16 protein-coding genes and 1 riboswitch are annotated in these 15,235 nt (G+C 41.6%); of the genes, 6 read left to right on the top strand and 10 right to left on the bottom strand.

Features of this window, described 5'->3' with window-relative positions; all coding sequences use genetic code 11:
* Positions 1-32 precede the first annotated feature (32 nt).
* Positions 33-132, top strand: a riboswitch (purine riboswitch).
* Between the two features lie 51 nt (positions 133-183).
* Together CSV60_RS09680 and CSV60_RS09675 are read left to right on the top strand one after the other, a co-directional pair.
* A complete protein-coding gene (locus CSV60_RS09680) occupies positions 184-1,347 on the top strand; it encodes an MFS transporter (RefSeq protein ID WP_099636852.1) in 1,164 nt (387 codons plus the stop codon).
* Positions 1,348-1,411: 64 nt separating this feature from the next.
* Positions 1,412-1,729 carry a DUF3784 domain-containing protein gene (locus CSV60_RS09675; protein ID WP_233189595.1) on the top strand — a complete coding sequence of 106 codons (318 nt, stop codon included), beginning with the start codon at positions 1,412-1,414 and terminating at the stop codon, positions 1,727-1,729.
* Positions 1,730-1,744: 15 nt separating this feature from the next.
* Here the strand turns inward: CSV60_RS09675 and CSV60_RS09670 are convergent, their stop codons facing one another.
* Positions 1,745-2,269 (bottom strand): hypothetical protein, encoded by a 525-nt coding sequence (locus CSV60_RS09670; protein ID WP_233189594.1) that lies wholly within the window; start codon positions 2,267-2,269, stop codon positions 1,745-1,747.
* Positions 2,270-2,352: 83 nt separating this feature from the next.
* Between CSV60_RS09670 and CSV60_RS16135 the strand changes: the two genes are divergently transcribed.
* Positions 2,353-2,481 (top strand): hypothetical protein, encoded by a 129-nt coding sequence (locus tag CSV60_RS16135; RefSeq protein WP_255397318.1) that lies wholly within the window; start codon positions 2,353-2,355, stop codon positions 2,479-2,481.
* A 56-nt stretch (positions 2,482-2,537) separates the two neighbouring features.
* Here CSV60_RS16135 and CSV60_RS09665 read toward each other — a convergent pair whose 3' ends face one another.
* The 4 genes from CSV60_RS09665 to CSV60_RS09650 form a co-directional block, all read right to left on the bottom strand.
* Entirely contained in the window at positions 2,538-2,915 is a 378-nt protein-coding gene (locus tag CSV60_RS09665) for a PH domain-containing protein (RefSeq protein WP_099636849.1), read from the bottom strand.
* 224 nt (positions 2,916-3,139) lie between these two features.
* Positions 3,140-5,047 (bottom strand): PTS fructose transporter subunit IIABC, encoded by a 1,908-nt coding sequence (locus CSV60_RS09660; RefSeq protein ID WP_099636848.1) that lies wholly within the window; start codon positions 5,045-5,047, stop codon positions 3,140-3,142.
* A 16-nt stretch (positions 5,048-5,063) separates the two neighbouring features.
* A complete protein-coding gene (gene pfkB, locus CSV60_RS09655; RefSeq protein WP_099636847.1) occupies positions 5,064-5,978 on the bottom strand; it encodes a 1-phosphofructokinase in 915 nt (304 codons plus the stop codon).
* Positions 5,975-6,727, bottom strand: a complete 753-nt coding sequence (locus tag CSV60_RS09650; protein ID WP_099636846.1) for a DeoR/GlpR family DNA-binding transcription regulator — start codon at positions 6,725-6,727, stop codon at positions 5,975-5,977. The genes pfkB and CSV60_RS09650 overlap by 4 nt, the downstream gene beginning before the upstream one ends.
* A 117-nt stretch (positions 6,728-6,844) precedes the next feature.
* Between CSV60_RS09650 and CSV60_RS09645 the strand changes: the two genes are divergently transcribed.
* The 3 genes from CSV60_RS09645 (at position 6,845) to CSV60_RS09635 (ending at position 9,523) form a co-directional block, all read left to right on the top strand.
* Positions 6,845-7,111: an HPr family phosphocarrier protein gene (locus CSV60_RS09645; protein ID WP_099636845.1), complete on the top strand. Its 267-nt coding sequence runs from the start codon at positions 6,845-6,847 to the stop codon at positions 7,109-7,111.
* Positions 7,111-8,826, top strand: a complete 1,716-nt coding sequence (ptsP, locus tag CSV60_RS09640; RefSeq protein ID WP_099636844.1) for a phosphoenolpyruvate--protein phosphotransferase — start codon at positions 7,111-7,113, stop codon at positions 8,824-8,826. Before CSV60_RS09645 ends, ptsP begins: the two co-directional genes overlap by 1 nt.
* Positions 8,827-9,109: 283 nt before the next feature.
* On the top strand, positions 9,110-9,523 hold the full coding sequence (locus tag CSV60_RS09635) for a hypothetical protein (RefSeq protein ID WP_099636843.1): 414 nt from the start codon (positions 9,110-9,112) through the stop codon (positions 9,521-9,523).
* Positions 9,524-9,570: 47 nt separating this feature from the next.
* On the opposite strand, the gene CSV60_RS09630 is transcribed toward CSV60_RS09635, so the two are convergent.
* From CSV60_RS09630 to CSV60_RS09610, 5 genes are read right to left on the bottom strand one after another with little or no spacing between them, the layout of a single operon-like run.
* Positions 9,571-10,278, bottom strand: coding sequence for a hypothetical protein (locus CSV60_RS09630; RefSeq protein WP_099636842.1), 708 nt, complete (start codon positions 10,276-10,278; stop codon positions 9,571-9,573).
* Between the two features lie 26 nt (positions 10,279-10,304).
* Positions 10,305-13,946, bottom strand: a complete 3,642-nt coding sequence (locus tag CSV60_RS09625) for a cupredoxin domain-containing protein (RefSeq protein ID WP_099636841.1) — start codon at positions 13,944-13,946, stop codon at positions 10,305-10,307.
* A gap of 17 nt (positions 13,947-13,963) precedes the next feature.
* Positions 13,964-14,251: a hypothetical protein gene (locus tag CSV60_RS09620; RefSeq protein WP_099636840.1), complete on the bottom strand. Its 288-nt coding sequence runs from the start codon at positions 14,249-14,251 to the stop codon at positions 13,964-13,966.
* 15 nt (positions 14,252-14,266) lie between these two features.
* On the bottom strand, positions 14,267-14,557 hold the full coding sequence (locus CSV60_RS09615) for a hypothetical protein (RefSeq protein WP_099636839.1): 291 nt from the start codon (positions 14,555-14,557) through the stop codon (positions 14,267-14,269).
* On the bottom strand, positions 14,547-15,200 hold the full coding sequence (locus tag CSV60_RS09610; RefSeq protein ID WP_233189593.1) for a hypothetical protein: 654 nt from the start codon (positions 15,198-15,200) through the stop codon (positions 14,547-14,549). Before CSV60_RS09610 ends, CSV60_RS09615 begins: the two co-directional genes overlap by 11 nt.
* Positions 15,201-15,235: the final 35 nt, after the last annotated feature.

Raw genomic sequence — 15,235 nt, 5'->3', positions numbered from 1 at the left:
TCTCACATTCCATGATAAATTGAACAATAGAAAATTTCATTACGGAATCAACATGTATAACCTCGATAATATGGTTCGAGGGTCTCTACCAGGAACCGTTAAATCCTGATTACAAAATCATTTTTGTAATCGGGATTTTTCTATTCAAAAAACTGTGTAGAGACACTAGTAGGAGGAATTGTTTTGGATTTACGTGTTTTATTATTGGCCGTGTCCGCTATTACTGTTGGGCTAGTAGAATTGGTGGTCGGTGGGATTTTGCCCGTCATTGCTGATGATTTAAATGTTTCAATTGCAACAGCCGGACAACTAATTACAGTATTCGCTCTCGTGTACGCGGTAGCAGGACCTGTGTTATTATCACTAACCGCGAAAGTAGAGCGCAAGAAATTATATTTACTCACGCTTTTTGTATTTTTATTAGGAAACATTCTGACATATTTTAGTCCAACATTCGGTTTAATGATGGCAGCCCGTGTTTTGACAGCTGCAAGTGCGGCACTCGTCATTGTGCTGTCGCTAACGATTACAGCACGTATGGTGGAGCCTAGAGTCCGAGCAAAGTCACTTGGCTATATTTATATGGGAATCAGTTCTTCACTTGTGCTCGGTGTACCGATTGGGATTGTTATAACAAATGCTTTTGGATGGCGAACTGTATTCCTAGGCATTTCACTTTTGACAGTCGGTTCAATTGTATTGATTTCCAAGTTTCTAGAGAAGATTCCTACTGGCGAAGTACAGCCGCTTTCCGTTCAAATTAAAGCATTGGCGAATAAAAAGATTTTCTTTGCTCATATGGCAACGATGTTCATGCTCGCAGGTCATTACACCGTGTATGCATATTTTACACCGTTCCTAGAGACCACGATGCAATTGAGTCCATATTGGATTAGTGTATTCTACTTCTTATTTGGACTAGCGGCTGTAGCAGGTGGAGCATTTGGCGGCGGACTGGCAACCCGTCTTGGTTCCAAGAAAAGTATTTTACTCATTCTTGGTGCATTTGCGATTAGTTTATTCATCCTGCCTTACTCTACATTCTCGATTCCACTATTCATCATCTTCATGATGGTTTGGGGCGGATTGAGCTGGGCGTTGGCACCAGCACAACAGGATTACATTATTCAAAGTGATCCGGTCACATCCGATGTGCACCAGAGTTTCAATAACTCGGCCTTGCAAGTCGGAATCGCGCTTGGTTCTGGTGTCGGTGGCATCGTGTATAGCCAGACGGACACTGTGACGAATATGCCCGCTGTCGGCGGTATACTTGTCATCATCGCATTCATTTGTGCGGCTATCTCGTTATCGATGACTAGAAAGACTCGTCAGGCTACCGGTTAATCAGGTAGAATAGAGTGAACTCGTTACAGAGTTCACTCTATTTTTTATGAAACGAGGGATGATTATGGTCGGCTTGCTACTGGATATCGTCATTCTACTTGCATTTATTGTGTACGGTATCGCACTTTGGCAAGGGAAAGGTGCATCACTGCTTTCGGGCTACAATACGATGCCCATGGAGAAAAAGATGCAGATCAATGAACGTGCGTTATGCAAATTCATGGCGAAGATTATGTTCTCTTTAAGTTTTTGTGTCGGTTTGTTCGCAGTTAGTGAACTGCTGAAGAATGATATATATTTCATAGTGGGGCTATCACTTTTTGTGGCAGTACTCGGCTTTGCATTGATTTATGTGAACACTGGAAATCGATTTAAAAAATAAAATGAAGCGCTTTTTCTAACGTTTTGACACCTCACCAATTTGCTCCATCATGTCCAGTACACTTTTTAGGAATGCGTCGATTTCACCCATATGTTCTTCAGTTAATTTTGGTTTGAAATGAATGTTGATCCGGTTCATGAACCCTGGCTCTGTTTGTTCATGGCGGAAGCTGAGCGTTTGTGTGTAACTGACATCGTTTTCCCATACGGTACGAAGAATACACGCAATCTCTTCACATTCTTTATCTACATCTTGAATACATGTTCGGACGAGCAATGTAAGCAGGCAGCCTGGATCCGTGCCTTTAATTTCAAGTATTTCATCCGCCAAATCCTTGAGTGAGGAATGTAACGTAAGATCGACGAGGACAGTCGGAAAGCCTACTTTTGAAAAACGAATGGTACACTCCCTAGCCATCATCGCTAAATCCAATTGATCACTACGATGTAAAATATGGACTGCTTGTTCCAAGTTGTCCAAGTCATACAGATGATTCTCAAATGCAACTTTTAAGTTTTCAAATACGGTTGGATCGTACATGTCATGGCCTCCTAATTTCTCGTATGTATAGGTTGAAACGATTTAGCCACTATAGATGTAAACTAGGAAAGGAAGGTATGTAGATGACAAATAAAGATGCGACGCTTGCGGAATTGAGCACCGATGATTTACATGCGCTGAATCGCTTGGAAGATAAATTAGGTGTGACACTTATTGCGTATGAAAACGTTACATCACCAAAAATGAAGTAAGGATGAAGTGGCACTTTCTATTACAGAAAGTACCGCTTCATTAAGTGTAATGTAGTTTAAACACAAACCGTTGCTAATATTTTTTGAATATCATAAATAGCTTTATCTTTTCTAAACTGCTTTTCAATATGTGGAGTCAGTGAGCTTGATATCCAGATTTTCAATTCTGCATCCATATCAAATGTACCCGCAGTTTCTACACTATAATGGGAGATGCTTTTAAATGGCACCGAATGGTATTCCACTTTCTTTCCTGTGATTCCTTGCTTATCAACTAGTATTAATCGCGTTTTCGTAAATACAATTAAATCGCGCACTATCTTAAACGCAGCTTCCACTTCTTCACCTTCCGCCAGGATCAATTCCAGTTCTTTCTCCACTTCTTCATTGTTTACGACAGAAGCATTCCCTAAGAGTCCATCAAACAATCCCATGTAGCTATTCCCCTTTTCGATAGTGTTTTGTCCTCAACGTTCCCACATAGTTAAAAATTCCTTCATACTTTATATTGTAAAATTTCCCCGACCCATACAAATATATGCATCTTACATAGTTTACCATGTTGCGGTAAGATTGGATATAAAGAGTAAAAAGCTGGCCACGCTATGTCAACTAATGACATAGCGCGGCCAGCCGTTACTAGTTATATCATTTGATATCAAACAGGCTTCTTTCGTAACAAGCCGGCAATTAGGCCTGTAATGACCGAACCAATAATTATTGCGGATGCATACAGTAGAATCTTACTGATTCCACCTTCAACGAGTCCCATGACAAAGATTCCTCCGTGAGGTGCACGTAAAGCGATATCAAATGCCATCGTTAATGCACCTGCAGTCGCAGCCCCAACTACCGAAGCCGGAATAACTCGCAATGGATCAGCAGCGGCAAACGGAATGACACCTTCCGTTATGAAGCATGCCCCGAGCACATACGCCGTTTTCCCTGCTTCACGCTCAGTCTTTGTATAGCGATTTTTAAATAATGTAGTCGCGATCGCCATACCAAGCGGTGGCACCATTCCGCCAGCCATTACTGCAGCGATAAATTGGAAGTTCTGTGCGTCAAGCATGGCAATACCAAATGTGTATGCCGCTTTATTGACCGGACCTCCCATATCGACAGCCATCATTCCTCCGATGACTAACCCTACCAAAATTTGATTCGTACCGCCCATGCCTTCAAGGAAAGCGGAGAATCCTGTGTATAGCTTGGCCAATTGTGGATTGATAAGCAACATAATTAATCCTGTCGCCGCAATACTAAAAACGGGATAAAATAGCACGGGTTTTAATCCCTCTAGTGAATTAGGTAAACGAGCAAATAGTTTCTTAACGAGTAAAGTAATATACCCTGCTAAAAACCCTGCAATAAGACCACCTAAAAATCCTGAACCACCGCCTACTCCATCTACGCCTGAAACGGTGATGGCAATCAGACCCCCAATCATACCGGGAGCAAAACCAGGACGATCGGCTATGCTTGAGGCTATGAAGCCAGCCAATACAGGGACCATTAGGAAGAATGCTTTTCCGCCACCAATAGTATTAAGCATAGCAGCAAAGGCATTGTATTCTGGACTGTCTGGATTAGAAGATTCGATTCCCCAGAAGAAAGAGAGCGCTATCAAAATTCCTCCACCAACGACGAACGGAAGCATATTTGATACACCGTTCATCAAATGCTTATAAAATCCACTTTTCTTATCACTCGATGATGTGTCTTCCTGACCTTTTTCTAACTGATAAATCGGTGCATCTTTTTCAATCGCCCTGTCCAGTAATGTATCCGTTTCATAGATAGCATCTCCAACTTTCGTCTGGATCACATGTTTTCCAGCGAATCGTGCCATCTCCACTTTCGTATCTGCTGCCACAATAATGGCATCCGCTTCTGCTATTTCTGCATCCGTTAATCTATTCTTCACACCCGATGAACCGTTTGTTTCTACCTTTAATGAAAGACCACGTTCTTTTGCCCTTTCATTCAATTTTTCGGCAGCCATATACGTATGCGCAATTCCAGTCGGACAAGCCGTAACCGCTAGCAAACGTACCGCTGATTTCTCTTCTTGCTTGGTTTGTACTTCTTCTGTTACCTCTTCATCTAACTCCGACTCTTTATCATTAACCGCTTGCAATACGTCCGCTGCTGTTTGTGCAGACAAGATTTTATCGCGAAATGAAGTATCCATCAAAAATGTCGCTAATCTAGACAGTGCATCTAAATGGTCGTCGTTCGCCCCTTCACTCGCTGCAATCATGAAAAACAAATGTGCCGGTTGGCTATCGAGCGAATCAAAGTCCACACCTTCTAAAGAACGGCCAAATGCGATAGCAGGCGTCTGAACAGCAGCTGACTTCGCGTGTGGAATAGCGATTCCTTCACCAATACCCGTTGTGCTCTGACTTTCGCGATGCATAATATCCTTCGTGAACTGGTCTTTGTCACGTAATTTCCCTGCGTCATGTAACTGCTGAATCAGTTCGGATAAAACCGTTTCCTTCGATTCAGATTGTAAATGAAGGTTGATTGTATCCTCTGTCAATAACTGTGTGATTTTCATAGAATAGCACCTCTTCCTATAGTTTCGTAATGATCACTTGACTCAATAACGACTCAACGTCTTCCTTTTCACATAAATCGGACTGGAAAGCGGTGGCACTTCCGCTCGCAACTCCATATCTAAAAGCGTTTCCCGCATGTCCTTCTTTGGAGTAGGATGCGATAAAACCTGATACTAGTGAATCTCCCGCACCTACCGAATTGACGAGCTTACCTTTTGGTGCAGCGGCTGCCAATGTTTCGTTAGCTGATACATAGAGCGCTCCTTCTTTACCCATCGATATCACCACATGTTGAACACCTTCACTTACTAGTTTTTTGGCATAACCAACTGCTTCCTGTTTACTATGAATGGGCTTACCAACCAATTCCCCAAGTTCCTGTTCATTCGGCTTGATCAAGAATGGCTTAGTTACTTCCATGATCTGTTTCAAAGCAGGTCCTGATGTATCCACTACAAGCTTGACTTTATTTTTTTCACAAAGTGCGGCAAGTTCAGATAAGAATGACGAAGGTAGAGATTCTGGAATTCTTCCTGCAATCACTAACCAGTCATTATCAGTTAATCGTCCAATACGCTCAAGAAGATCTTGAATATTTTTTTCATGTAAACTTGGTCCAGGCCCATTTAGCTCCGTTTCATCGGTGGATTTAATTTTCACATTGATTCGGGTAATATCTGCTGTGCGAATAAAATCAGTTCTTATACCTTCTTTTTGTAAAAATTCCTCAATATAGTCGCCTGTGAAGCCTCCAATGAAACCGCATGCTACCGTATCTACACCCAGTCTGTGAACTACCCGTGATACGTTAATGCCTTTTCCACCGGGATAGTAATACACTTCATTTGTACGATTCAGTTCTCCACGCTCAAAATTAGATAAGTAAGCAGTATAGTCTACTGTCGGCATGAATGTACATGTGAAAATCATTTCTGAACCACCTTTACTAATGTTTTCTCTTCCAGTTCATTTAGAATATCTTGTGGTATTTCGTCAATAAGCAACACTGCTTCTTCTATAGATAAAAATTTAATGAAACTGTTTCTATTCACTTTGGAATGATCCGCCACTATATAAGTAGTTCTTGATTGCTCTGCTGCCAAACTTTTCACAGTGACCTCATCAGGATCTGGCGTCGAATATCCGTGAACAGGATCAACCCCATTCGTACCCAAAAAACATTTATTGAAATGATATTGTTTCAACGAGTTCCTAGCTTGTTGCCCAACGAGCGCACCTGTCGTAGCTTTGACATGGCCTCCAATTAAATAAGTGGAAATGCCATACTCAGTTAGTGATTCCACATGTGTCAGCCCATTTGTTACCACCGTTATATTACGATCTTTTAGAAAAGGTATCATGTGAAACGTAGTTGTCCCCGCATCAAGATAAATGAAATCCCCTTCTTTGACGATACTAGCTGCCAAGGATGCGACTTTTACTTTTTCTGAGAAATATTTTTCCGACTTGGCTGAAATGCTTAGCTCTTGCATATCTCGATCTGGCATTGTGGCCCCACCATGAATACGTTGAAGTTTATTGAGCGTTTCGAGTTCAGTTAAATCTCTTCGAATGGTAGATTCAGATGCGCCGGTTGCCTCTACTAATTCCGTAATCTTCACCGTTTTATAAGTAGCCAATTTTTTTAAGATTAATTCATATCGTTCATTTGTCAGCATGCGCAACCCACCTTTTCTATCAATAACAACATATTACTTGAATTTTTCAATAAAATCTATCATAATCATTCATAAGCAGTCAAAAACATTCAAAACAATTCATAGGAGGTTATCGTAATGATAAAAAAACAATTCGTATTTCGCAATGGTGAAGGGCTTCACGCACGTCCAGCTGCCCAATTGGTCGCTGCCGCTACTCCTTTCAAATCAGAACTTTCACTTGAATATAAAGAAAAGAAGGTAAATCTAAAATCAATTCTTGGTGTGATGTCACTTGGTGTCGCTGCAGGATCTACCATTACGTTAATTGCAGATGGTGATGATGAAAAAGAAGCAATGAATAAGTTGGAGGAATTATTACGTTCTGAAGGCGCAGAAGACTAATGGAAAAAATCCTTCAGGGCATCGCAGCCTCCAATGGTATTTCTATCGCCAAGGCCTTTCGTCTAGAAAATGCTGAGTTGACTGTACTGAAGGAATCCATTTCAGACGTGTCAGCAGAGATAGATCGTCTGCAAATCGCACTTTCCCATTCCCGATCAGAATTGACGACTATTCAGAAACAGACACAGGAAAAGTTCAGTGATCAGGAAGCAGCTATTTTCAGTGCACATTTACTTGTTCTCGACGATCCAGAATTACACGCTGCTATTACAGATATGATTCAAACGCAACACGTGAACGCCGAATATGCGGTACAAGAAGCGGCAAACTTATACGTGTCCATTTTCGAAGCGATGGACGATCCATATATGAGAGAACGTGCCGCTGATATTCGGGATGTGACGAAACGAATCCTTTCCCATTTGCTTGGCGTAAGCATTCAAACACCCGAAGATATTACACAAGAGGTCGTTATCATTGCGGAAGACTTGACGCCTTCTCATACTGTTCAACTGAACCCTGAACTCATTAAAGGATTTGTGACGGATATTGGGGGGCCTACTTCTCACTCTGCAATTTTAGCGAGAACATTGGAGATTCCGGCCGTTGTCGGAAGTAAAATGGCAATGGCTACGATTCAAAACGGCGAAATTATTATTGTTGACGGGGAAGCCGGGAAAATCATTGTGAACCCTCACGCAGAAACTTTAGTCGCTTATCAAAAAAAGCAACAAGCATTTGCTAAGCAAAAGGCAGAATGGCAATTGCTTGCGCATGAACCTACTATCACGCTTGATGGTCATCGCGTTGAATTAGCAGGAAATATTGGAACTCCTGACGATGTTGAAAGTGTCTTAAAAAATGGCGGGGAAACAATTGGTTTATTTCGCACGGAGTTTCTTTACATGGAAAAAGAACAATTTCCGACCGAAGATGAACAGTTCGAAGCTTATAAAAGTGTGTTAAAACAAATGAACGGAAGCGCTACCGTTGTTCGAACTCTGGACATTGGTGGAGATAAAGAATTATCTTATTTACAAATACCGCATGAAGCCAATCCATTCTTAGGTTTACGAGCAATTCGCCTATGTCTCGATAATGAAGAGATGTTCAGAACACAGTTACGGGCGTTATTGCGTGCTAGTATACATGGAAACTTGCGGATCATGTTTCCCATGATCACAACGATTGATGAATTCAGACAAGCAAAAGAAATATTCTTAGACGTCAAACAACAACTCATCAGTGATAAAGTCGAGGTAAACGAAACGATTCAACTCGGTATTATGGTTGAAACGCCGGCTGTGGCTATATTGGCTGATGTCTTTGCCAAGGAAGTAGATTTCTTCTCAATTGGTTCAAATGATTTAATTCAGTATACGATGGCCGCTGATCGGATGAATGAAAACGTATCTTACCTTTACCAACCATATAATCCGTCAATTTTGCGCTTTATTAAATTGATTATTGACGCGGCTCATAAAGAAGGTAAAGCAGTAGGCATGTGTGGAGAAATGGCACGTGACGAAACGGCAATTCCTATATTGCTCGGGATGGGATTAGATGAATTTTCCATGAGTGCATCTTCAATCCTTCGTGCACGTTCACAAATTCAGAACCTGTCTAAGACCGCTTTGGAAAGTCAAATAGATCATATTCTTTCCCTGTCTACCGCGGACGAGGTCTTACAATTCATCAAGAGTTTAGATAACTAATACTATGTAAAGGAGCACTCTTTGAATCTACATGATTCGAAGAGTGCTTTTTAATTTTCCCAACGTCATTTCGTTATGTATAACATGCGAACTCGCCTCTTCGTTTGTACACTACGTCATATAAATATTATGAAAAAGTAAGTGTCTGGATAGTTGATTGAAATACATTCACTATTTATTTTTAAAAATGAATCCCTAGACTCTATAACTTTCTTAGGTTGTTACATTATCTCACAAGTGCCAGATATTCATATCCTACAAAGAACAGTGGGAGGTGAATGCTTTGAGAAAGCCAGTTAATTGTAAATGGGATAAGAAGAATTACTGTCAGAATCACTGTAAAAAATACTGCACCCGTTGTAGAAAAGACTTATGCTGTCCGTGCTTTATGATTCGTTTAGGCGGTCTGCAAAACGGTCTTAACTTTCGTTTGCGCCAAATGGTTTGTTGTGAAGCAGAGTTCCAGTTAAACAATGATGAAATCGTTAAGGGTACTATCGTTTTTGTTGGCTCCAATTTTGTCGAGATATTTGTAAATGGGAAAGTGGAAGATTTGCCTACAGACTCTAATCGTACTGATGAGTTAAAAGGAATGAAAAGAGGACATCCTATCGGGGAAACATTGCTATTTCCAATCGACAAAATTTCATCTGTAAAGACACTAGGGGGTTGCCCTTCTAAAAACCCTACCAAGTAATATAAAAAATCAAACAACCAGTCCCCGAGTTTACAGGGACTGATTGTTTATTTACTAATTAGGATATGACCAATATTTCGGATTGAAATGATCCTTGTTTCATTAGCCAACTTCAATACAATCGACTCTTTATTCAAATTCACAAGTACACCTTCGATCAGTAATGTACCTACCCTAACTTTTATCGTCTGCCCTTCAAACAACAGCAAATAGACCGCTAATGGAATTTTGAAGAATAGCTGAATAAGTTCTGGAGAAGAGGCAACGACTTTTCCAAACTGAAATGTTAGCTTCCTACGTAAATGTGGGTCGATATTCTTTAAATTGGCCTTTGGCAATTGTTCAGAATAGTAGCCCGAGGATTTGACCGATTCAATCTGCTCGTATGGTACGATGATTTTATAATCTTCTCGGCTTAGTAGGATGAAATCATATGCCGCCCTCATCACTACTCCGGAAATGGTTTCATTTAAAGGATTTATTATTTCTACTTCTAGACCAATCAGCCCGTCAAAAGCCCGTTGAAACGTTTCTTGAATGGACCGGTTATCGTCAAGTGCTAAATCCAGTAATAACCGATTGGTTTCTGCAATTTTCTCGTCTACTTCCTCACGTTTTTCAAGAGGAAGACAGCTTTCTGGAGATGGCAATTCTGGACTTCCTGCCCGTCTAGGACAGCATTTTTTAGGTATGAAGAAGTCAGACTTTTGCATTTTCTTTTTCTTCTGTTTTTTCTGTATTCTCTTGTTTCCCATTTTCACACCTCCCGTTCTTTACCAAACTATTGATCTAGTTTTGGAAGATGCTTTTTAAGCTCTTCAAATACTCTCATGATCCCCCACATTCCTTGCTCGATATCCCAGCGAATGTTGCCTGACCGATACATGAAATCACCGCAGAATCCTCTATAAGCTCCTGCACCGCCAAGAAGCTGTAGATTTCTCTTAGCGCCTGCAACGTTAAATCCGACATAGGATTCTGTCCGTGAATGAATATTTTTCGAATCAAATTTCCAACGGTGACCGTGGAGGTGGAATGTATGAGCTCTTCGTCTTTCAGCAGGTGTAACTAATCGAATAGTGACTGGATCTCCCACATAGCTTTCGAATACAGGAGTAGAAGGATCACCAAAAACGTTTGAGCTAAATACATCATGAATTTTTGCATGCTGCCGATAACGATTAATCAACCGTTCGCTTCGGTAGTTAAAGCCGCGTGATCCTTGATCATACGTATCGAGCAAATCTCCGTCTATCTCAGGCGGAGCAAGCAAAATACCGTCCACAGGATCAAAAATGACTTGGTTATTTTTATCTAGCAGCCTTACACCGTCATGCATCACAATTACGAACTCCCTTGTATCTGGTAAGTACGGATTCCGCAGGATTACATTCGCTCCTGTTGACACTGGCTGCAATGTATATGGATCCAAATATTCCGTTCCCCTAGGCTCAGCAATAAACGCTCCGAACGCGCCTTGCGAACGGTGATTGCGAATATCTGCCATATCCCACATGCCACACGCACCAACAGCGGAATCGACATACCAACGATAGGTTCTAGATTCACCCGGACCAACAGTTTGATCTCCATTAAATCCTACCGTCTCTCCGGCAGATGTCTTCACATCATAATCAAGTAATTGGGCATGAAGGGAAATACGTAGAGATGGCGGATAAAATGCTTGCTCCTTCACAATCGGATATGGAAAGATTCCGTCTTTGAACGGGAACAGCTCTGATTTCAGATAGCTAGTTAACGTAACATCGACTGTATCCCCAACGTTGCCACGTAAAATGAGAGGTACCGGTTCCATTTTACCTTCCCGTATCGCTTCCATATTCTCACGCAATGCAAAAATAATGCCATTCGGATCATGATCACCGAACGAGTTATACTTAATCGAAGTTTGAAAAGCTACGACATCATATTTTCGCAGGGGCCCTTCCACTATATCTACAGTTGGATCTGCTGCTGATGGCGGTTTGTTACCTGTACATTCCGGCACAGGTTTTGAACGCTCTTCCGGTTCGGGCCGATCTGGCAGTTTGATTAGTTCAGGAACTTTTTCATCGAACGCGCGAATCAGACCCCATAGACCATTCCATAAATCCTCTTCGGTTTCAAATGTCCATAAATAATCACCCGATCGTGGCACATGGGTCTCCAATGTGAATGATTCGGATATGCCTATATGCTGCTGGTTTTCCAATCGGGAATATAGATCTCCACGCTCATGCAACCAACGTAAACCATGCACATTAAAGCTATGAGATTCTTCCTGTGCCCCTTGCAGTAGTCGAATCCGTATCGAATCTCCCTTGTAGGCTTTAAAAATCGGGGTGATTGGATCTCCTTTTACATATGAGCTGAAAGTATAAGCCGGATCGCAGTCTTTGCCTAAGCGAAATTGCAATGGTTCATTTTTATAGTTCACTCCAAACAGTCCTGGATCATCGGCAGAACCTGGGAATGGCGGAGGTGCTAATGGTTTACCGTCTTTATTGAATAAGTGTGTGAAGTCTTGTGCAAATATCGCAAAGTCTCTGTAATCGGGAATCAGTGGGTTGATACAAGTGATTTCTGTTCCTTGATATGATTCTTCGCCAGTCGATGAATCCAGATAATTAGAAAAACGCGGATGCACGACCCCTGTTCCAAAGACGCCATGTTGCTGATGGGAACCAGGGAATAAATGGTCATGGAAGAACCATGCTTTTAGCTCTGTATCTGCATAATAAGAGTATTGAATTGTTTCACCTGATAAAACGGAAGAATCATAATTCCAACCGACATTCGCACCATCATTTACAAGCACATCAAACTTTACAAAATGGATATGCATACCGGCTTCGTAAGTTCGCGTAACGAGTTGGAAGGCATCGCCATCCAAGATATGCGGCAATCGGTTGGTGAAATTAATTTGATAGCGCGTATGACTCGATGCATGGATAACGAGCGGTTCGGGTGCTTTTTTACCCGAGCAAATATCGTCCAGATCTTCATCTAGCACGTAAATCCGTCCAGTCGGATCATGCCAACCTTCACGGTTATACATAAGAGGAATCTCAATCAAAGAGATATTGAACTCCTTCACAGGTGCCCCTTCAGGACACGGATCTGTAAAAACAGCACCCGGTCGGGGATTTGCGATTGCTGCGTTCTTCTCCAGTTCAGTCAGCCCTCTACCTCCGACAATCCCCATTGGTGGACGAGGTGCTTTCATACCGACTTTTCCTGGAATGAAATTCGGGAAACCAGGTTTCATTTTGGTTGGTTTAGGCGGTGCCGGTCTGTCGGGAAGAGGCTTAAGTGACTTGATTGGAACCCCGTTTGGATAGCACTGACTGCCATCTTGAAGAGTATTGAAGACTCGGTTCATCCCCCACATCCCCGCGACGAAATGCGGATATAGATGACAGTGGATAACTGCATCACCGAAAGAACCTTGCAAGCTGCCAAGACCGTAAAGAGGCTGGATTGTATAATGGCCTTGTGGACTAATGGCTTGCGCATCCAAAATTTCTGACGCCAAATCACTTGGATCGCTGAACCATTGGTTAACGTGATAATGGAATACATGTGTTTCCTTTACTCCGCCATGGAAAAGCCGTATTTTTGCAGGGTCACCGACATAACCTCGCAAAATCGGCGTGGACGGGTCACCGAATACCCATGAATCATGGTGTACTTCCTCACCTTCGCAGTTCGGACAGACAACCCCTTCCGCAACTAATTGTTCACGTCTATTTTCCGGTTCATAACGGTAATTAGCGCCGTGGAATGACTCTTCCTCTTGATTGGAGAAATGATTAATTGGCCTGTTACCTGTTAAATCATTCACTTCCATTTCATCTGTAAACATCCACACATACTCTCGGAAGGAAGGTAGTAAAGGATGATGGACATCTGCATATTGGCCACTGTTCATCGGCTTGCCTGTTTCTGGATCAGTCCACCAAGAGAAACGGCTTTGTACACATAAGCCTCCTACCAGGCCATTTGAGTTGGAACCATTCTGATCACTCGAGACATTTCCAAGATCGGAAAAGAAATAGTTCCCTTCTTTCATTAAGTGCAGCTTATATAGAATTTTTTCACATGGAGCTATAGTTGTATCTTTATTGAAGCCAACATTCGCTCCGTCCGATTGGCAAACATCGTATTCTGCTTCCTGAAAATGCATACCCGCATGGAAAGGAAGTTTGTTTTCAAAGAGAATTTCCACGGTATCTCCTTCATTCGCCCGGATAAAGAGCGGCTGAACGAGATCAACAGGCATGAAAGGATTTTTCTTTACGAGCCGCTTCACTTTTTCTTCATTTTCCTTGAGCACATACATCATGCCATTCGGATTGTGGTCACCAAACGTGTTCAAGACAATCCGTATGGGGATGGCTACTACATGGTAGCGTCTCTTCACTCACTTCACCTCATTTTCTACTCTTTTAATTCAGGGATTTTAATTCCTGTTTCTGTTTCGATATAGAAGACTTCAATTGAGTCGATATGCACAAACCATGTTTTTCCTTCCAATGCAGGGATAGACGTTATTTGAACTTTTATTTCCACAAAATCATCTACCACACTAATAATTTCTCCTATAAACATAAACGGAAACGCTTCAGTCAGAATTAAAACTTTCTGGCTTATGTTCTGACTAAAGTGAGTACTAATCCCTTCTTTACGAATTATATTAATCGGCTGACATTCAGTTGGTTGTGTCATGTATCCATCTCCTTTTTAAGTTAACGGAAAGACTAAATCACAAGGCACTTCTGTCGAGAATGAAACAATGTTCTCCAGGGGGATACTGATCGGTGTCGGAAACTTATAAAAAGGGGCATTCACCATTTTGACAGTAACAGGCGTTAAGGTAAGATGCCCTGCCCCCACTTCCGAAACAGTACCGCAAAAAACCGGTCTGAATACTTGACCTAATAGATTTAGCTGCATCGCGTGAGTGATAATGAGTACTTCTGTATTTAATAAACCCGAGAAATCCCGGGATTGAATACATTTTTTATTTTTCATTGTCCATTCCTCCTTTTACCTTTTTATCTAATGATCGGATCAGCGTCCACATCTCTTTTTTCAAAAATGAAAATAGGGAAAGAGTAGATGCAAAGCGAATCTTATCTAAAGGAATTTTGCGCACTACGCCAAAGCTCATGAGCTCCAAATCGCTCTTTGTCGTATTCACGATTTTTCCGCTGACCGTTTCTTCGTGTAAGACGACTTCCACTCTTGTTCCTTTCCATGAAAGAAGGTTGGTCCGAAAAGACTCCTCGAAAAATTGTTGGACGAGTGCTTCCCTTTTGTTGACGGTCTCACCAAATCGGAGTGTAAGCTTTTTTTGCAATTCATTATCATATAAATGATGCTGATACGTATTCGAATAAGAGGGAAAACCAAAGGGGATATTTGCTGTTTCAATATACGTGTAGGGGATCCAAATTCGTTTCTGTAGATTCGTTAGCATAATAAAATCTCTGCCGATTGCTGCGACTTTACCTTCTGTTTCCAAACAGCTGTCAATCTCCCCGGATGATGAAATGACAACTTGCTGATTTCGTTTGCTTTTGAAGAACTTTTTGAGTGTCAATGATTTCCTAAGTGGTTCATGAATTCCGGCTATTTTAAATAAATTTTTCTGGCCGATATAATCTGTCAACACTCTCGTTTGTTCATCCGGTCCATTACTCGTTGGTG

The sequence above is a fragment of the Sporosarcina sp. P7 genome, from assembly GCF_002743425.1.
GTDB lineage: Bacteria > Bacillota > Bacilli > Bacillales_A > Planococcaceae > Sporosarcina.
Note: the sequence above shows the minus strand (reverse complement) of the source record. Positions and strands in the feature narration are given on the sequence as shown.